22 protein-coding genes are annotated in these 17,775 nt (G+C 65.8%); 8 read left to right on the plus strand and 14 right to left on the minus strand.

Features of this window, described 5'->3' with window-relative positions; translation table 11 throughout:
- Positions 1-1,012 precede the first annotated feature (1,012 nt).
- On the plus strand, positions 1,013-1,231 hold the full coding sequence (locus tag GX543_RS14535; protein ID WP_290852880.1) for a hypothetical protein: 219 nt from the start codon (positions 1,013-1,015) through the stop codon (positions 1,229-1,231).
- Here GX543_RS14535 and GX543_RS14540 read toward each other — a convergent pair.
- From GX543_RS14540 to GX543_RS14555, 4 genes are all read right to left on the minus strand, one after another.
- On the minus strand, positions 1,225-1,458 hold the full coding sequence (locus GX543_RS14540) for a hypothetical protein (RefSeq protein ID WP_290852881.1): 234 nt from the start codon (positions 1,456-1,458) through the stop codon (positions 1,225-1,227). The genes GX543_RS14535 and GX543_RS14540 overlap by 7 nt on opposite strands.
- Before the next feature lie 108 nt (positions 1,459-1,566).
- Positions 1,567-1,998, minus strand: coding sequence for a ChaB family protein (locus GX543_RS14545; RefSeq protein WP_290852883.1), 432 nt, complete (start codon positions 1,996-1,998; stop codon positions 1,567-1,569).
- 62 nt (positions 1,999-2,060) lie between these two features.
- The gene (locus GX543_RS14550; RefSeq protein ID WP_290852884.1) at positions 2,061-2,933 is read right to left on the minus strand and encodes an SDR family oxidoreductase; all 873 of its coding nucleotides are present in this window, start codon (positions 2,931-2,933) and stop codon (positions 2,061-2,063) included.
- Positions 2,934-3,042: 109 nt separating this feature from the next.
- Positions 3,043-3,252, minus strand: a complete 210-nt coding sequence (locus GX543_RS14555; protein ID WP_290852885.1) for a CsbD family protein — start codon at positions 3,250-3,252, stop codon at positions 3,043-3,045.
- 341 nt (positions 3,253-3,593) lie between these two features.
- Between GX543_RS14555 and GX543_RS14560 the strand changes: the two genes are divergently transcribed.
- Positions 3,594-4,355: a SigB/SigF/SigG family RNA polymerase sigma factor gene (locus tag GX543_RS14560; RefSeq protein ID WP_290852886.1), complete on the plus strand. Its 762-nt coding sequence runs from the start codon at positions 3,594-3,596 to the stop codon at positions 4,353-4,355.
- Positions 4,356-4,444: 89 nt separating this feature from the next.
- Here GX543_RS14560 and GX543_RS14565 read toward each other — a convergent pair whose 3' ends face one another.
- From GX543_RS14565 to GX543_RS14585, 5 genes are all read right to left on the minus strand, one after another.
- Positions 4,445-4,981: a DNA starvation/stationary phase protection protein gene (locus tag GX543_RS14565; protein ID WP_290852888.1), complete on the minus strand. Its 537-nt coding sequence runs from the start codon at positions 4,979-4,981 to the stop codon at positions 4,445-4,447.
- Between the two features lie 87 nt (positions 4,982-5,068).
- Positions 5,069-5,341 (minus strand): hypothetical protein, encoded by a 273-nt coding sequence (locus tag GX543_RS14570; protein ID WP_290852890.1) that lies wholly within the window; start codon positions 5,339-5,341, stop codon positions 5,069-5,071.
- A gap of 58 nt (positions 5,342-5,399) precedes the next feature.
- Positions 5,400-5,774 (minus strand): hypothetical protein, encoded by a 375-nt coding sequence (locus GX543_RS14575; RefSeq protein WP_290852892.1) that lies wholly within the window; start codon positions 5,772-5,774, stop codon positions 5,400-5,402.
- Between the two features lie 142 nt (positions 5,775-5,916).
- Positions 5,917-6,123, minus strand: coding sequence for a CDGSH iron-sulfur domain-containing protein (locus GX543_RS14580; RefSeq protein ID WP_290852894.1), 207 nt, complete (start codon positions 6,121-6,123; stop codon positions 5,917-5,919).
- A complete protein-coding gene (locus GX543_RS14585; RefSeq protein WP_290852896.1) occupies positions 6,113-6,835 on the minus strand; it encodes a HemK2/MTQ2 family protein methyltransferase in 723 nt (240 codons plus the stop codon). The genes GX543_RS14580 and GX543_RS14585 overlap by 11 nt, the downstream gene beginning before the upstream one ends.
- Positions 6,836-7,097: 262 nt before the next feature.
- Between GX543_RS14585 and GX543_RS14590 the strand changes: the two genes are divergently transcribed.
- Positions 7,098-7,793 (plus strand): iron-containing redox enzyme family protein, encoded by a 696-nt coding sequence (locus GX543_RS14590; protein ID WP_290852898.1) that lies wholly within the window; start codon positions 7,098-7,100, stop codon positions 7,791-7,793.
- A 52-nt stretch (positions 7,794-7,845) separates the two neighbouring features.
- On the opposite strand, the gene GX543_RS14595 is transcribed toward GX543_RS14590, so the two are convergent.
- On the minus strand, positions 7,846-8,415 hold the full coding sequence (locus GX543_RS14595) for a type 1 glutamine amidotransferase domain-containing protein (RefSeq protein ID WP_290852987.1): 570 nt from the start codon (positions 8,413-8,415) through the stop codon (positions 7,846-7,848).
- 210 nt (positions 8,416-8,625) lie between these two features.
- On the opposite strand from GX543_RS14595, the gene GX543_RS14600 reads away from it, so the two are divergent.
- Complete coding sequence (locus GX543_RS14600; protein ID WP_290852901.1) at positions 8,626-9,732, plus strand: BtrH N-terminal domain-containing protein; 1,107 nt, start codon at positions 8,626-8,628, stop codon at positions 9,730-9,732.
- A 33-nt stretch (positions 9,733-9,765) separates the two neighbouring features.
- Here the strand turns inward: GX543_RS14600 and GX543_RS14605 are convergent, their stop codons facing one another.
- Positions 9,766-10,788, minus strand: a complete 1,023-nt coding sequence (locus GX543_RS14605; protein ID WP_290852903.1) for an AraC family transcriptional regulator — start codon at positions 10,786-10,788, stop codon at positions 9,766-9,768.
- Between the two features lie 175 nt (positions 10,789-10,963).
- On the opposite strand from GX543_RS14605, the gene GX543_RS14610 reads away from it, so the two are divergent.
- The 4 genes from GX543_RS14610 (at position 10,964) to GX543_RS14625 (ending at position 14,617) form a co-directional block, all read left to right on the plus strand.
- Positions 10,964-11,374, plus strand: a complete 411-nt coding sequence (locus GX543_RS14610; protein ID WP_290852904.1) for a carboxymuconolactone decarboxylase family protein — start codon at positions 10,964-10,966, stop codon at positions 11,372-11,374.
- 128 nt (positions 11,375-11,502) lie between these two features.
- Complete coding sequence (locus GX543_RS14615) at positions 11,503-11,910, plus strand: hypothetical protein (RefSeq protein ID WP_290852906.1); 408 nt, start codon at positions 11,503-11,505, stop codon at positions 11,908-11,910.
- Positions 11,911-12,106: 196 nt separating this feature from the next.
- Positions 12,107-13,048: an oxidoreductase gene (locus GX543_RS14620; protein ID WP_290852908.1), complete on the plus strand. Its 942-nt coding sequence runs from the start codon at positions 12,107-12,109 to the stop codon at positions 13,046-13,048.
- Positions 13,049-13,108: 60 nt separating this feature from the next.
- Entirely contained in the window at positions 13,109-14,617 is a 1,509-nt protein-coding gene (locus GX543_RS14625; protein ID WP_290852910.1) for a YdiU family protein, read from the plus strand.
- A 245-nt stretch (positions 14,618-14,862) separates the two neighbouring features.
- On the opposite strand, the gene GX543_RS14630 is transcribed toward GX543_RS14625, so the two are convergent.
- The 3 genes from GX543_RS14630 to GX543_RS14640 all read right to left on the minus strand — a co-directional run bounded on the left by GX543_RS14630 (position 14,863) and on the right by GX543_RS14640 (position 17,667).
- Positions 14,863-16,401, minus strand: coding sequence for an acetyl-CoA hydrolase/transferase family protein (locus GX543_RS14630; protein WP_290852911.1), 1,539 nt, complete (start codon positions 16,399-16,401; stop codon positions 14,863-14,865).
- Positions 16,402-16,610: 209 nt separating this feature from the next.
- Positions 16,611-16,967 (minus strand): hypothetical protein, encoded by a 357-nt coding sequence (locus GX543_RS14635; RefSeq protein WP_290852912.1) that lies wholly within the window; start codon positions 16,965-16,967, stop codon positions 16,611-16,613.
- Between the two features lie 106 nt (positions 16,968-17,073).
- Positions 17,074-17,667 (minus strand): TetR/AcrR family transcriptional regulator, encoded by a 594-nt coding sequence (locus GX543_RS14640; RefSeq protein WP_290852914.1) that lies wholly within the window; start codon positions 17,665-17,667, stop codon positions 17,074-17,076.
- Positions 17,668-17,775: the final 108 nt, after the last annotated feature.

Below are 17,775 nucleotides of genomic sequence, written 5' to 3' on the forward strand. Positions count from 1 at the left end.
AAACCAACTGCCAGCGATGACGGCTACACGAAACCGGTCCCTGCCCTTTCGTCCTGAGGGCAGGTTTCGGAGCCTGCCTCAGCTGGTTTGGACTCGAGACAAAGTGATACGAGTGGTTACCAGTACATCTAAGTTGGCAGGTCTCGATGTGCATCACGCTGATCGATCGATTGCGAATCGCCATCAGGGCTTCGTTAGACCGTGGTCGCGGTTGGTTGTTCACCCGGAGTCTACGTGCACTGACCGTCGCACCTCGTAGGGTTGCCTGCGCCTCGGTTGGTGTTGTGCGGGTTTGATGCTGAGGTTATCGTTTCGACTTCTTCCGTAGGTGTCGCATCGATTCCGGCGCACGTATCGCACAATCTCCCCGGCGTCACTTTATCGTCACTGTGACGAAGTGTCGGTCCCCGAGCGGCGTTGGTCACGCCTCTGCTCGAGTTCCGGTCTACGAGCGTGGGGTCCCTGGGCGTGATCGACCGGCGTCACCGGCTGTAGTCGTCGTTCAGCAGCCGTCGCTGGTGCCAGCGTCGACTGTAGGTGCCTTCTCGGACCACGTTCTCGTCGTCGAAGATTGGAGCCGAGAGCGCCTGCGATGGTTCCCATCGACGCCGAGAACCACCCGAGGTGCAGATAGTCGGCGATCGTGACAGGGTGGCCGAGTTGGTCCGCCAGGTAGGTCGGCTCCACGACCGTTCCGCTGAGTATCGTCATCCCGGCGAACAGTATGAGATGCAGGAGTGTGGTCGCCGAGCACACCGTGACCACGGTGGACGCATTGTCTAGGGCGCCGCTCGACGGGGCGCACTGACTCCCGAGGCAGCGGTTCGGATGTCGGCGGCAGGTCGGCGAGGATCAGGTCGCCGAGTAGCCGTCGGATTCTCACGGTTTTGCGCAGCCATCCGTACGCGGGTACGAAGACCACGATGGCTGGCTCCTCGCCGGACAGCTGATAGCGGACCGGCGTGGCGTCTCGGTAGTGGGTCAGGTCGGACAGGTAAACCAGCCAGCGCCATTGATTGCTGTGCAGTACCTCCCGCTTCTCGGCCATCAACGGAATGTCGCCGCCCGCGGTGATCGGCAACGATTCCTCCCGCACATCCACCGTCCAGTGCTGCCCGGTACGGGTCGTCAGGTCAGCCGACAACTCGTCGGCGACCGCCGCTGCTACTTGGCGCGGAACACCGGGATCGGCCAGCAGACCGACGGTCGCCGAACCGTCAACCGTCACTGATGATCGAGCACGTCCTGAACGGACGTCTCGTGCTCAATCGGCAGGATCGACTGTGCGATGTCCGAGCGCGGGACGGGGACCTTGGTGCCGTCGCGGTCGAGCTGAACCTCGATGAAATCGACGGGGAACCGTCGGATGGCCGAGACCACGGCATCGGCCGTATCTCCCGAAGGCAGCCGGCAGCGGACATGCGTCCCCGGGGTGATGTCCATATCTGCTGAGTGCATCGCAGTACCTCCATGATTGAGATCGGCGTCCGACGAACGCGGGCCACTCCTTGACTACCCGCGAGCACGGATCGCCAAACCTCGTTCGATGAGCGACGTGCGTTGACGTTACGAACCGGCGGACCCGGCCTTGCTGGTCGCGTTCTTGTTCGCAGCCCTGATCGCGTCGATCAGCTCGGACTTACGCATCCGCGAGCGGCCGGTGATCTCCAATCGGCGGGCGACGTCGAGAAGATGCTCCTTGGTCGCATTGGCATTTACCCCGTCCGCGCTCTCGCCAGAGGGATGCGGGCCTCCCCTTTTGGCTCGGGAATCGGACGGTCCGCGGTGGGCCTTCTCCTCCCAATGGTCCCCGACCTTCTCGTAAGAGTGTTTGAGGGCGCTGTAGGCGACCTTGTGTGCGCGTTCCTCGGATCCGTACTCCTCGAGCGCACTGTCATGAGCCTCGGCGAAGGTGCGTTGCGCCTTGGCCAGCGATCGGCCGATCGTATCGGGAAGTTCAGATTTACGAGGTCGACCTGATTTGTCGGTCTTGGGCATGACGCTTCTCCTTTCTCGCGGCCCGCTCGGTGAGCGCGGCCGGTGCGACGGCGAGTTGCTGGTCAACCGGGCAACGTCTCACCTCCGGTGGGAGCGAGCACCTCTCCGGTGTAGTACGACGACAGGCGATCGGCCGCGAAGAAGACGAACGACGGGGCGACCTCGTCGGGTTGTGCGGGTCGGCCGTAGGGGGCCTGAGCGCCGAAGCCCTCCACTTCGTCCTCGGAGAACGTCGCCGGGATCAGGGGCGTCCACACCGGACCCGGAGCCACGCAGTTCACACGAATCCGTCGCTCCATCAGGGCTTGGGCGAACGAGAAGGTCAGCGCGTGCACAGCCCCCTTGGTCGCCGAGTAGTCGATGAGTTTCTTGTTGCCGCGCAGACCGTTAACAGAGCCGGTGTTGACGACCGACCCGCCGGGAGTGAGGTGCTCGAGCCCGGCCTTCGTCGTATGAAAAACAGCAGAGGAGTTGACTGCGAACGTGCGCTCCCATTGCTCGGCGCTCAACTCGGCGAGGTCGTCCACCGGCACCTGCGTCGCGGCATTGTTGACCAGAATGTCGATCCCGCCGAAGCGGTCGACGGTCTTCTCGACGATACGGCGGCATTCGGCGGGATCGGCAAGGTCGGCGCGGATGCAGAGGGCCCGTCGCCCCTCCGATTCGATCAGGTCGACCGTATGGGCGGCATCGTCGTCCTCGGAGAGATAGGCGATCGCGACGTCGGCGCCTTCCTTCGCGAACGCTGCGGCGACCGCCCGCCCGATCCCGGAATCGCCGCCGGTGATCAGCGCTCGTCGTCCCTCCAACAGGCCGCTCCCGACCCAATCGCGCATCTCATCGTCGGGACGCGGGGCCATCTGGTCCGTCGCTCCCGGGTAGGGCGCACTTTGACGCGGGGCGCCGCCTGCGAGCTTGTCATGTTCGGTGTCCATGCCCATAGGGTGCCCACTACCCCGCTCACTGAAACACATCGAGCGGCCCGTGCGCACGTTGAACGGCCCGTCACTCAGATCTGAGTGACGGGCCCGTCCCTGTACCGGATCAGTGTCCGGTCAGTTTCTCCTTGACCGTCTCGACGCCCTCCTTGACCTTGTCTGCAGCCTCGGAGACCTTCTGCTTCGCGGTGGCTACGCCCTGGTCGGCCTGCCCCTCGTTCTTCAGTTCGTCGTCGTTGGTCGCTGCACCGGCGGCCTCCTTGGCCCGCCCCTTCAGTTCCTCGGCCTTGTTCTGTGCGCTGTCGGAAGAGCTCACGATTCCTCCTTCGGATGGGTTGGTACTTGTTGGAGCGTCAGCACGGGTCCCCTGCTCGCACCTGCGTCGTCACGCAGCGCGTGGCAGTGCTTCGGTGCGTGTCCCATCAACGGAGTACCCGGTACCGACGCAACGAAACGTCCGGTGGTCACACAACGAGCTCGAGGAACTTCTGCTCGCAGTGTCGTTTTGGGGGTAGCCTGTGGTCACTCGGTTCAACCAACAGCCGAGTTCGACGCCTTGAGGACGCGTATGCGTCAGGGCCTTCACATCTCCGCACAGTCCGGCTGCGCCACGTGCGTTGCTGCTTCCGTGCGGATGGCAGTCGAAGGAGCTCTCGAATGAAGGACAACGAATACGGCTTTGTGGGCGATCTCCTCGCCGAGCGTGCCGAACTGGCTGACGACGACTCCGTGCGGCGGGACGCGCTGCGCGACGAGGCGATCATCGCGTGTCTACCGCTGGCTCAGCACATCGCTCAACGCTATGGAGGGAGAGGTGAGACCTACGACGACCTACTGCAGGTCGCACGTCTGGGACTCGTGCACGCGGTCGACCGGTTCGATCCGTCGCTAGGCACGGACTTCCTGTCGTTTGCCGTCCCGACCGTCACGGGTGAGGTGCGCCGACACTTCCGTGACCGAACGACCACGGTGCGGACGCCACGCCGCGCGAAAGAGTTGGCGCTGCGGCTCGGCGACGCAGAGGAACAACTGGCGCAACGCCTGGGTCGGTCGCCTACAAGGGACGAACTCGCCAGTGATCTAGGCGTGGAGGTCTCCGCAATCGACCGGGCGCGGCTGGTCACAGCGGCGTCGGTGACCATTCCACTGGATGCTCCGGCCCGCGGCCACGAAGGCACGCCGACAGTCGATCTACTGGGTCAGGAAGACGCCGGGTTCGACTTGGTCGAGGACACCCACGCACTGAAACCCGCACTCGCGACGCTGCGCGCCCGCGAACGACGCATTCTGAAGCTGCGGTTCTACGAGGATCTCTCGCAGAGCGCTATCGCGCAGCGCACCGGACTGTCTCAGATGCATGTGTCGCGCCTGCTTCGGCAGTCGATCACTCATCTGCGGTGCCAACTGGTCCCGGCCTGATTCGGGCCGATGCGAGACGGCGGTCGAACGGAGTTCTTCGGTCGACCGCCGTCGATCGGCACCGACGAGCCGAGGTCGCGGTTCCGGATTCAGCGGACCGCTGCTGCGGCCCCCTCCTCGGTGGACTCGGAGGCGTGCGGGACACGCCCTCGGGGGTCCTCGAGATGCGCCCGCATGAACCACTGGAACTGTTCGAGGTCGCCGGTTTGGCCGATCAAGATGTCCTCCGAGACCGGGTCGATCTTGCCTGCGGTGTCGATCGCCGCGCGGTGGGAGGCGATCACGCCGTCGTACACCACGTCGAGCGCAGCGAGATGGGCGTCCACCGTGTCACGCCCCAGGCTGTAGTCATCCCATGTTCGGTCCCGCTCGATGGCGGACGGCGTCCCGGACGGGGCGCCGCCGAGTGCGGCGATGCGTTCGGCCAGTACGTCGGCGAAACCGCGCACCGTCTCCACCTGCGGGTCGATCATCTGATGGACCCCGATGAAATTGGGTCCGACGACATTCCAATGGACGTGTTTGAGCGTCAGGTGAAGATCGTTCAGTGCGCTGAGCCGAACCTGTAGGAGTTCGATCAACCGGTCGGCGTCGTGCTGTCCGATGATGGTCCTATGCGTGGGCATGCTTGTCTCCTTCACGAGAACGAATGGGTGCGGCACACGTGTCGCATCTGTCGATGAGGCGGTGAGAATCCGATGCGGCGATCGGAATCAGGGCTCCCGAGGCGTGAGATATGACGGCGACGGGGCGACGACCGCCCCGTGCGACGCATCGTCGCCGGTGCTGGAATCCGACATTCCTCCTGGATTCGGATCGGCGCTGACCGCCGGGGTCAACTTGCCCGGATCGGTGTGGAAGGTGACATCGCCGGTGTCGGTGTCGACTCGTGCCGTGAGTGGTACGGAGAGGATCTCTCCGCCCGCGAGCAAGACCGTCATCTGCGACTGATCGATGGCTATCTCACTCGAATCGATATGTGCCATGAATGCCTCCTGCGGCGTTGGTGTTCTAGACGGAGTCAGTCGGGCGTTCGCCGGTGCGTTATCGCGAAACGTCTGGGCGGCCGTGATGCTCCCGTTGGTAGGTCACCGCCTCCTCCTTAGTCACTTCGGGGATGAGCGGGTCGTGCTGAGGGCGGTCGCGGGCTGGATGCCGCGCCAACGCGACCCGAACGGTCGCGATGAATCCGATGCCGATCACGCCGCACACGATGGTCGCGACGATCCATGGCGTCAGGGCCGTGTCGAAGGCGGCCGCGGCCAAGGTGACGCCGACCAAGGCGATAGCTGCCAGTAGGAATCCGTAGCCGACCAGGCCGGCGACCTTAAGCGGGCGCAGGCTGCGCTCCGGGGCGTGTGCGTGGCTCGGGTCGCGGGGCGTCGGGCCGTCGACCCCGGGCGTGTGGTGGGCCGTCATGACACTGTGCTCCCTTCTGCTCCGTTGGTTGGGTCGGCGAAAGACCGACCCGACTGGATGCGTCTGCATCCGCAACCACTCGGGTACCCGGCGGGACTGTGGTGAAACATGCGCTGGTCAACGATGCTGGCGGCGACCGCAGTCAGTCGCGGCGCCGCCGCAGGAGTCGACGATGGCTGGCGTCGCACAGCGGAGGCGTACCGCTGAATCCGCACGCGCAGATCGCCACCTGAAACCGATCGCAGTGGAGGGTTGTTCCGTCCGGTCGTTCAACGTCCACGGGACCCTCCACCAGGATCGGCCCTTTGGCGACCAGGCGCACACGTCGCGCCGCGTGCTCAGCACTCATGACGATCACTTCCGTCACCGGCAGTGGTTCGGTCGGCCCGCGTGACAACGATGGATTCGAGGTCGGTTGTCGGATCGAGGAGACCGACGTCGACGAGCTCGTTTCGGCGCGACCGCAGGACCGGGCCGAAAGCGATGGAGCGCTTGCGAACAAGATTCGTCCGCAAGCCGGCCGCGCGCAGCGCCATGATCGTTTGGTGCACGCCGGCGAGTTCGGACTGCACAACGAAGGCGGTACCCCGGTCGGCGAGCAGTCCGGGGATCAGTGCGCACACCACGTCGAGGACGGCACGCCCGTCCGGGCCGGCATTCCACGCGTGGTGTGGCCCGGGAGCCGACAGCTCTGTCCCCGGTGGTGTCGGGACATACGGCGGGTTGCAGGTGATGAGATCGAAGGTCTCACCCGTGACGTCGGCGAGATCGGCGCAGACGACGTCCACAGCGACTCCGGCAGCGACGGCCGCTCGACGAGTCGCGGCAGTCGCCCGCGGGCAGGAATCGACGGCTGTGACCGCGGCTCCACCCAGCGCCGCGCTCACCGCAACCGCACCGGAACCGGAGCAGAGATCCAGCGCCCGCGCACCACGCAGGTCGATGTCCCGGAGGGCGTCGATCAGCAGCGCGGTGTCGTCCTGCGGCTCGTAGACCCGCCCGATACGGTTCTCGTCGACGGGACCGGCGGACCGGCGTGGGGCCAGTGCGGACTTCTTCATACAGGGACCTCCTGCCGTCGGTGCGAGACGGCCACGTCAGTGCGCCCCACATGTCGTGCCGTTTCGGGTACCCCAACGAGCACGTATTCAATCCTCGGGGTCGCCGGCCGCACGAGGGCCTGTCACGCCGCATGTTTGCGTTGCTGCGGCGAGGGGTACTCGTCGATCAGACGTGAGGAAAGGCCAGGTGAAGTACGTGCTCCGAACGGAAGGGGCCTCGTCCCGCGGTGCGCAGGCAACGCTTCCCTCCCCGCGCGGACCAGTGTCCGAGGCCGTGATCGAGGCGATCCGCGCGCGATCCGCCGACAACCGAGCCCGGATTGCGATACCTGAAGATCTCGATCCGTGGGGCGACGACGGTCAGCTGTCGATGACCGTGTGCCAGGAGTTGTACTACCGCGGATGGGCAGACGCGGGGCGTGACTGTGAATGGGATCCCACCCTGGTGGAGGTACGGGTCCGCATCGAAGATCTGTTTCTCGACGCCGTCAAGCATCAGATCTCGCCGTTCGCAGGAGACACCACTGCCGACGCCGCACTCGGGGCGCTCGCCCGGACGGTGCCGACGGGCGCCTCCGACCAACTCGCGCGACACGGCACCGATGACGAGTTCGTCGACTACTTCGCCGCCCGATCGATCTACCACTTGAAGGAGGCGGACCCGCATGCCTGGGCTATCCCACGGCTGCGCGGAGCATCGAAGGCGGCGTTCGTCGCTGTCGAGTTCGACGAGTACGGCGCAGGTCGCGGCGAACGAGTTCACCAGGAGTTGTTCGGCGATCTTCTGGCATCGATGGAACTCGACGACAGGTATCTCGGCTACCTGGATGTGGCGCCCGCCGCGGTCTTGGCTCCGGTGAACCTGATGTCGTGCTTGGGCCTACGGCGTTCGCTGCGCGGGGCGACGATCGGCTCGATGCCGCATTCATCGACGCCTGGAACGCGGGTCACTCCGTGATGGGTGGGGCTGTTGGTTTGTCGGGTGACACCCGGTGAACTACTGTTCCGGCTCACTGCGCGGGGCGCGATCGCCGCGCATCCCCGACCATCGCCCTGGTGGCATCGGCGAAGACATCGACGATCTTGGCGCAGAACTGAGGCAGATCCGCTGGTCCCCGGCTCGACACCAGGGAACCGTCGACCACCACTTCGCCGTCGACCACGATGCCTCCGGCATTCCTGATATCGGTGCGAACACTGGGATAGCTGGTCAGCGTTCGCCTCGAGACGACACCTGCTTCGACCAGAGTCCACGGGCCGTGGCAGATGACTCCGGTCGGCCGCTGCGCGTGCATGCAACCCCGAACGAAGTCGACCGCATGAGAATTCTGGCGGAGCTTGTCGGGATTGGTCGTCCCGCCGGGCAGGAGAAGACCGTCGAAATCGGCCACAGAAACATCGTTGACCACCTTGTCGACCCGGAAGCGTCCGGCGGGCTCGACGTCGCGGTGCATCGCTTGAATCTCGCCGTCGTGCAGCGACACCAGAACGGCCTGCGCACCGGCCCCCTCCAGCGCGGCGCGAGGCTCGGTCAGTTCGACCTCCTCCACGCCGTCCGTCGCGAGGATGGCGACGACCATGCCATCCAGCGGTCGTGCAGGTCGCGGTTCCCGGGTAGTCGAATTCAGGAAGATCGGATCGTTGCCCGTCATGCATCGCTCCTCACCGTGTCGTGCTTGCTGTCCCCTGTCTGAGTGCCCCGTCCTCGCCCGACCGAAACATCCGTGGGAACCAGACGCAGCAGCCAAGCGGAAGTCCGGAGTCGTCGAGCGCGCATATACGCTGGGCGCATGGCCCGACAACGAGTTGGCGGTCTGACAGACGAGTCGGCGAGTGATGCGTCCACGCCGCCCGGCGCGCGGATCGTCGGCGGCGTCGCTTCAACCGGCGGTATGCACTGCGAGACGACCGCGCTCGGCGTGCTCCTGAGCCACGCAGGCCTCGACCTCTCGGAATCGATGCTCTTCGGGCTGGGCGGCGGGTTGTCGTTCATCTACTGGGACTCGAAGCAGCAAGAACTGCCCTTCCTGGGCGGCAGGGTGAAGCCTTTCGTCCTCACTCAGAACCTGACCCGGCGGCTGGGGGTCGAGCTGAGAGCCCTGGAGACCACGTCCCCACGCAAGGCCTGGGAGCAGGTCCGCTCCTCGATCGACGACGGGAGTCCCGTCGGGCTCCAGCTCGACAGCCACGACCTCGAGTACTTCGGCTCCCCCGTGCACTTCGCCGGACACGTCGTCGCGATGTACGGCTACGACGCCGAGCGGGCCTACCTGGTCGACACTGCACAGCAGGGCGGAGCCGTGTCCACCAGCTTGGCGAGTCTGGCCAGAGCACGTGCCGCACGCGGACCGATGTCGGCCCGCCACCGCTCCTTCACGATGATGGTCGAGGCGGCGAACATGGATGCGGGACAACACATTCCAGCGCTGATACCCGCGATCACCGCGTGTGCTGAAGACTTCCTGTCCCCGCCGATCGCCAATCTCGGCGGCCGAGGAATCCGCACCGCCGCCCGGCGGGTGCCGTCGTGGTTCACGCGCGTCGACCGCCCCGACCGAGACCTCCCCGTCATCGCCACGCTGATGGAGCGTGCCGGCACCGGAGGCGCACTGTTTCGTAACCTGTACCGCGACTTCCTGACCGAGTGCCACGGACTCCTGGACGGCGAGCCGAGCGCGGACGTCGTGGAGCAAGCACGGGACCGCTTCGCGGAATCCGCTCTGCTCTGGACGCGTGTCGCCGGCCTCATTGAGCAGGCGGGCGTCGTGGGCGAGTCGGCGCATCTCGTCGAAGCGAGTCAGCTGCTCGAGCACATCGCGACGATCGAGATCTCCGCGATGACTGCACTCAGCACTCTGACGGCAGCCGATCCGGACCACTCCCCTCGCCGTACTTGAGCGGGTCTCCGGATAGCAGTCGCGGACTGCCGTCTATGTCGGCGATTCGCCGCGGGTACGAGCCTCTGACGTCGCGACACGCTGCGAACTCCAGGAGCGGGCGCTACAGCCGAACTTGGAGTGGAACCAGCGTGAGAACGTACTGAGCGACGCGAAGCCCAGATCCTGGGAGATCTCAGTCATCGTGCGATTCTTGTTCGCGAGATAGTACTGCGCTTGGCTCATCCGCACCTCGTCGACGAGGGATCGGTAATTCGCGTTCTCCTCGGTCAGATGCCGATGCAGGGTGCGCCGGTCCATGCCGAAGCTGCGCGCGATGTGCGCCGCGGAGCAGCGTCCGGTGGGCAGCAGGGACTCGATCATCGACCGAGTCCGGTCGGCCGTGGTCGCCGACTCCTGCGGCAGCAAGCTCTGCAGATACTGGCTGACGAGGGGCCGGAGCAGCGGATCGGACGTCTCGTTGCGCCGGTCCAGTGCGTGGGAGTAGAAGACGATCCCGTTGAAGCTGCTGCCGAACCTGACGTTGGCGCCGAAGATCTGGTGATGGGTTCCGAGGTCCGACGGCGGCTGATGGGTGAAGCACACCGTCAAGGGTTGCCAATCGTCGTGCAGGAACTCTCGCAGGATGCGCGTCGTCGCGGCGATGGTGAGTTCGATGCTCTGCGGGCCGAGGACGAAGCCTGCCGGCGGTCCGATCTGCACCGTGGCCCGGCCGTCCCCCTCGATCAGTCGGGTCACGAGACCTTCGTTGTGGACGTTGATGTGGCGCAGCATCATCGTCATCACGCCCCGGACATCCGGTTCCTCGCGTGCCGCCAGAGCCACCGGGCCGAGGTTCGACAACCCGCGCGCCGTCGCCAGCTGCATGCCGAAGTCCTCGTGACCGGTGGTCGCTGCTGACAACTCGAACAGCGTGTTGACGGCCTCGGCCGACAGCCATCCCTCGCCGCCGGTCATCGCCGGATCGATTCCGACCGACCGCATGAGAGCGGACGGGTCGTGGCCCCACCGGAACATCAGTTCCGTGTAGCCGTTGAGAACTGCCTTCCGCACCATCGGCTGCTGCACGTATGCCCCAAACTGCAAAATAATCTGTCCCGTTAAGCAAATCGTAGAAGGCTAGGGGCCAATAGTGTGAATCACGTCATCAACGATGTCCACATCGATCTGCAGCACCTTCGACAGATCCTTCGCTTCCGATGACCGCCTACCCCTGAAAGGGATGATTCGCATGACCGCTCTCCACCACTGGAATGCCGCAACCACCGAGACGTCGGCCGCCGGAACCGTTGACCGACTCAAAGACTCTGGTTCGTGGAATCCGTTGTGGGACGGCATGGAGGACTACGACCAGAAGTGGGCGGACGACTACATGGCGGCCATCATCGAGCCGTACGAGTCCGGCGTGATCCCCCGCAAGACGGTCGAACTCATCGCCATCGCGGTCGACGCGGCCTGCACGCACATGTACGCACCTGGGGTCCGCCGCCACATCCGAGCGGCGCTGAGCATCGGAGTGACCGAACAGGAGATCTTCGAAGTGCTCAAGCTGTCCACCTCGCTCGGCGTGCACGCCATGAACGTCGCCTTGCCGATCCTCAACGAGGAGGCCGCGGCCGCGAGGGGCGTGCGCGAAGCATGAGAAGGCTGCGATGAACGCACCTTGGGAGAATTGCGTGGTAGACACGACCAATGACGGTCGTTCGAATCCTGTGGTTCGCTCTCGCGGTAGCCGCGGCCGCGCTGACCGCCTGGTTCGCGTCGAGTTCGGTGGACGTCGTTTCTGCGGTGTGCTCTCACTCGGCCTTTGTCTCGAACCCTGACGATCCTGGACGATTCGCGACGTGCGACGCCAGTATTCTGACCGCGGTCGGAGTTGCACAGGTCGGCCAGCTGGGTGCTCTCTTCGTCGTGCCCCCGTTGGTCGCAGGTTTCGTCATGCGTTGGTGGGTTTCCTGGTGCATGGTCGCCGTCATGGCCGGCTTTGCCGTGCTGGGCCTGATCGGGGCCAATGGCTTCTGGATCGGCCTGACCTATGTCGGAGTTCCGGTCGTGATGATGGCGATTGCGATCGGGGCTGCACAGATCGCGGCGGCAGCCCGCCAGGAATCGCGAAAACCGAGGCTCGCCGACGCGACGTTGGCGTCGTTCCTTGACCGCGACTCCGCACCACGCTAACTGTCAGGGATGCCGACACCGGCGATCGCCGCGATCGGATCCTCGGATTCCATCCGCTTCCCATTCGAAGCCCGATGGCGTCAGGGCGTAGAACGAGCGCTCACTGTCGGATGGGGATTAGCCCTCGCCGGAGACCCCTGTAGCGTGATCCTGCCGACCACCGGGGCCGGCCAATCACTACGACGGGAGATCGCGAGTGTCTCGCAAGGACGCAGCGGCACCATGGACGCTCGCCGACGCCGCCGGTCTGACAGGGCGGGTCGCGGTGGTGACCGGCGCCAACTCGGGCATCGGATACGAAACCGCGCGCGGGCTGGCGCGACTCGGCGCGACTGTCGTGATGGCGTGTCGAACGCAGAGCACCGCCGAGGCGGCCCGTGCTCAGATCCTCGCCGAGCATCCCGATGCGGACGTCGTCGTGGTGCCGCTAGACCTCGCGGACGCCGACTCGATTCGGCAGTGCGCGGATCGGATCAACGCCGATCACCGCACAATCGACATCGTCGTCGCCAACGCCGGGTACATCCCGACCGAGGTCGTCAGGAACGCCGACGGCATCGAACTCGGTTTCGCATCGACCTTCCTGGGCCACTTCGCGCTCATCGGGCTCCTCAGCCCTGCCCTACTTCGCGCTCCCGCCGCGCGCGTGGTGACGGTCGGCAGTCTCGCCCATCGCACGAAGGGCATCGACCCGACGCGGCTCGGCGTCGGCAGCTCGACCACACCGATGCGCGCCTACGCCGAAGCCAAGCTCGCCCAGTTGATCTTCGCGGCTGAACTCGATCGCCGCTTCACCGCGACGGGAGCGCGCGCCATCTCCCTCGCCGCTCACCCCGGCGCCGCCCGGACCGGCGTGATGCGCGAACGCAGCAGATGGATCCAGCGTGTCTACCACAGCCGTTTCACCTGGCCGGTCCTGCGCCTGTTCATCAACGACGCGTACGCCGGAGCGCTGCCCGCGCTCCGCGCCGCCACTGATCCGACAGCCGTCGGCGGGGAGTACTTCGGGCCGTCAGGTCCCTTCCAGCTCACCGGTGCTCCCGCCGCGGTCCAGGGCAGTCTCATCGTCCACGACCCCGCAGTGGGCGAGCAGCTCTGGACGTTCGCGGAGAACCACACCGGCCTCGCCTACCCGTAGCTCGTCTACCCCTAGTGCGAAGGAATCGGCACCGTCGGCAACCCGGCTACCCTGGGAGGCGTGTCCGCTGCACCAGAACCCCCCGCACCGACCAGCACCGCGATCGCCGGTTTCGAGAACACCTTCGTCGAGGCACTGGCGCCGCTCACCGTCGCGTGGCAGGGCGCCGAGGTCCCCGACCCGATGCTCCTGATCGTGAACGAGGACCTTGCGGAGTCGCTGGGATTGAACGTTGCGGCGGTGCGCAGCGACGACGGCGTCGCGATCCTGTCCGGCGCTGCGAGCCCGGCCGACGCCACCCCGGTCGCGACCGCGTACGCCGGACACCAGTTCGGCGGCTACGCGCCGATGCTCGGCGACGGGCGTGCGCTGCTGCTCGGCGAATTGATCGACACCGCGGGGTGCCGGCTCGACTTGCAGTTGAAGGGCTCCGGGCCCACCCCGTTCTCCCGCGGCGGCGACGGGTTCGCGGTGGTCGGACCGATGCTGCGCGAGTACCTGGTCAGCGAGGCGATGAACGCGCTCGGTATCCCGACCACCCGCTCGCTGGCGGTCGTGGCCACCGGCCGCGACGTCCACCGGAACGGCGCCGAGCCCGGAGCGGTGCTCGCCCGCGTGGCGGCCAGCCACCTGCGGGTGGGCACCTTCGAGCTGGCCGTCCGACACCCGGACCTGCTCCGGCCGCTCGCCGATTACGCGATCAACCGTCACTACCCCGAGCTCGTCGATCTTCCAGAGGACGGCGACCGGAACCGCTACCTCGCGTTCCTGGAAACCGTGATCGAGCGGCAGGCCGCACTCGTCGCCCAGTGGATGCTGGTCGGCTTCGTCCACGGCGTGATGAACACCGACAACACCACCATCTCCGGCGAGACGATCGATTACGGCCCCTGCGCCTTCATCGACGCCTACGACCCCGACGCCGTGTTCAGCTCCATTGACCACGGCGGCCGCTACCGATTGGGGAACCAGCCCACTGCGCTGAAGTGGAACCTGGCTCGGTTCGCCGAGGCACTCCTGACACTCATCTCCCCCGTTCCCGATGACGGAATCGCCGCAGCCACCGCAGCCCTCAACACCTTCGACGATCACTACGAGCGATACTTCGCCGCCGGGCTGAAGGCCAAGCTCGGCCTCGCCGACAACGTGACGGACGGTGAGTTGCTCGACGACCTGCTGACGTTGATGCACGACCACCGCGCCGACTGGACCGGCACCTTCCGCGCCTTGGGCGGCGAACTGCGCGGCGACTCCACAGCTCTCGACGACCTGCTGCCCCGCGAGGCGAGCGCGTCGTGGCTGGATCGGTGGCGGACGGCATTGGCCGAGCGCGGTGTCGAGGAGACACGGATCGCGGTCGAGATGGATACGGTGAACCCGGTCTACATTCCGCGGAATCATCAGCTCGACGACGCGCTGCGCGCCGCCACCGCGGGCGACCTCGCCCCGTTCCACCGACTGCTGGACGCGGTCACGCACCCCTACGCACCCCGCGATGAGTGGTCGGATCTGGTTGGTCCGGCACCGGAATCGTTCAGTTCCGGATTTCGTACCTTCTGCGGCACCTGAGAAACGGGGGTCTCGATACGCGCGTGCTCGCTGCGCTCGCAGGCGCTACTCGACCAGCAAGGGCGGCGTGTGCGGTCGATTGCAGGCGCTACTCGAGCAGCAAGGGCGGCGTGTGCGGTCGATTGCAGGCGCTACTCGAGCAGCAAGGGCGGCGTGCGCGGTCGACTGCAGGCGCTACTCGACCAGCAAGGGCGGCGTGCGCGGTCGACTGCAGGCGGTCCTCGACCAGCTAGGATCGGCCACCGTCAGCGCATCGACCCGGTCTCCTGGTACCGCTGATGGAAGCCGAACGCCTCGCCGAGGAGGTGCGGCGTCTGACCGGCGTCGGGCTGGGCCTCGGCCCGCGCGAGGTAGTCGTCGAGCAGCGGCCGGTAGTCCGGGTGCGCGCACTTGTCGATGATCAGGCGGGCGCGGCGCCTCGGTGACAGGCCGCGCAGATCCGCGAGCCCGTGCTCGGTGACGATCACCTGGGTGTCGTGTTCGGTGTGGTCGACGTGCGGGGTCATCGGGACGATCGCCGAGATCGCTCCGCCGCGGGCGGTGGACGGGCTCAAGAACATCGACACGTAGCCGTTGCGGGTGAAGTCCCCGGAGCCGCCGATGCCGTTCATGATCTTGGTGCCCATGACGTGGGTGGAGTTCACGTTGCCGTAGATGTCGGTCTCGAGCATCCCGTTCATCGCGATCACGCCGAGACGACGAACCACCTCTGGGTGGTTGCTGATCTCCTGCGGCCGGAGGGTGATGTGATTGCGGTAGAAGTCGATGTTGGCGACGAGTTCTTCGATCCCCTCCTCGGTCAATGCGAGGGCCGTCGCCGACGCATGCGCCACGGTGCCGTCCTTGATGAGGCTGAGCATGCTGTCCTGGATGACCTCCGAGTAGCAGGTCAGGTTCTTGTGCGGGCCGCGGTCCAGGCCGCCGAGCACGGCATTGGCGACGTTGCCGATTCCGGCCTGCAGCGGCAGCAGCGAGTCGGCGGGCAGCCGACCCGCGCGCACCTCGTACTCGAAGAAGTCCAGGACGTGCCCGGCGATGGCCTCACTGACCGCGTCCGGCGCGGTCAGCGGGCTGGCGGCGTCCCGGGCGTGCGTCTCGACGACGGCCACCACCTTCGACGGATCCACCTTGTAGGTGGTCTGGCCGATGCGGTCGTCGACGCGGGTGAGCTGGATCGGCCTGCGATCGGGCGGCAGAGCCGTGCCGTAGTAGACGTCGTGAATGCCTTCCATCTCGGCAGGCACCCACGAATTGACCTCGAGAATGATCTTGTCGGCGACGTCGAGCCAGGTCTTGTTGTTGCCGATCGATGCCGAGGGGATCAGTTCACCGGACTCGGTGATGCCTGCGACTTCGACGATCGCGACGTCGATGTGGCCGTAGTAGCCCTGCCAGACCTGCTGCGCGACATGCGAGAGGTGGATGTCGACGTAGTCCATCTGCCCGCGGTTGATACGTCCACGTGCCGTGGGCTCGGACTGATAGGGCATACGCAGGGCGATGCCCTCGACCTCCGACAGCAGGCGCTCGGTATCCGTCGACACCGACGCCCCGGTGAGGAGGTTGATGGTGAAGTCCGATCCACCCGCGCGGGCCTCCCGGATGCGCTCGGCGAGGGCCGGGATGGAGTCCTTCGGCGTGCCGGCACTGGCGAACCCGCTGATGGCTACGGTGTCGCCGGGATGGATGTGCCGGACGGCGTCGGCAGCCGAGGTGATGCGGCCGGAAAAGGCCGCGTTTCGGATCCGGTCTGCGATGCCAGTGTCGCCTGAAGACGTGCTCATGGACTTTCATGATAGGCGGAGTTATGCCAGATGAATTACAGTGAGCAGCGATACCAGGCCGACGGCATGTGATAAGGATCAGTTCCTGATGGGATATCGCCGCCGCCACAATGGTTCTCGCGGACGTGCGCGACGGTGGTGACGACCAACACACTCAGCGAGGTATGGGGCCTGGCGTCGGGATCCATCGGCGCGCAGCCTCTTCCTGCTCAGCGGCGCGGCTTCAGAATGAACGTGCCGATCCGCACGCCGTTGAAGTATGCCGGCCCGCGGTATCCTCCGCGCCCGTCGCTGTTCATGTAGACGCGGTGTCCGGGGAACACGTCGGCGTAGCCGCCCGATGCGGTTGGGTGGATCCGATAACGACCGATCAGGACGAGGTTGCCGCCGCGTACCTGTCCGGTGCGCTGCAGCAGAACGACGCCGGACGATTCGGTGATCGAGGTGTAAGTGCCAGGTGTGACGTCAGCGGAGGCGTTGCCCGCGACGCCGAGCAGCGCTGCGGCCGCAACCGTCGTGGTGATCGCCGCGGTCCGGGCAATGGTCCGATTGGCGTAGTTTGACATGATACAATCCTCTCGGTTTGCTCTGTCGATCGTACGCCCGAGCTGCAGTGATGCAGGGTGGAATCGGCCGTCCAGGATTGAATTGACCTGGCGTACGACCACGTCGCTACGGCTTGATGGCCGGTGCCACCCAGCGTGCCAAGAAACGACGCAGTTCTTCGGGGGTGCGATCGGGTGCGGGTGCGACGAGGAACGAATGCAGAACCCGCAGCAGGTACTCGGCGAGTTCGTCGACGTCGGCGTCGGCGTATCCGTGAGCCGGCCAGTCCACATCGAGCGCCGCGATCATCGTGTGGCCGAAGGCGATCGACCCTGCGGACAGGACGGCAGTTGAGTGCACCCCCGCTTGCGGCCCGGCCAGTAGGACCCGCATCTGCGAGTTCCGTGGGACGAGCGTCACTGCGCCGACAATGATCTCGACGACGGCATCGGCCGGGTCGGTGATGCCGCGAGCGCGGTCGGCCAGTTGGGCGATCAAGGCGTCGACCGTGCGCAGGGCCGCTGTCGACATGAGGGCGTCTGCCGTAGGGAAATAGCGGTACACGGTCTGACGGATCACTCCCAGCGACTGCGCGACGTCGGCCAGTGAAATAGTCGCCTGGGTCTGCTCCATCAGCTCGGTTGCCGCTGTGACGATCCGTTCGGTGGCTTCGGCATCGTCGGTCGGCGGGTGTCCGTTCCATCCCCGTCGTCGCGCCACGGCATCCCCTCTCAGCGCTTGCTGGACCTGGGGAAACGGTAGCAGTCCTAGTAAACATACATATATCGTGTTACTTGTATGTTGACTTGATTCGACGACGATGCCGAG

Origin of the sequence: Gordonia sp. (in: high G+C Gram-positive bacteria) (assembly GCF_012515855.1) — a bacterium.
In the GTDB taxonomy this organism is placed as follows: domain Bacteria; phylum Actinomycetota; class Actinomycetes; order Mycobacteriales; family Mycobacteriaceae; genus Gordonia.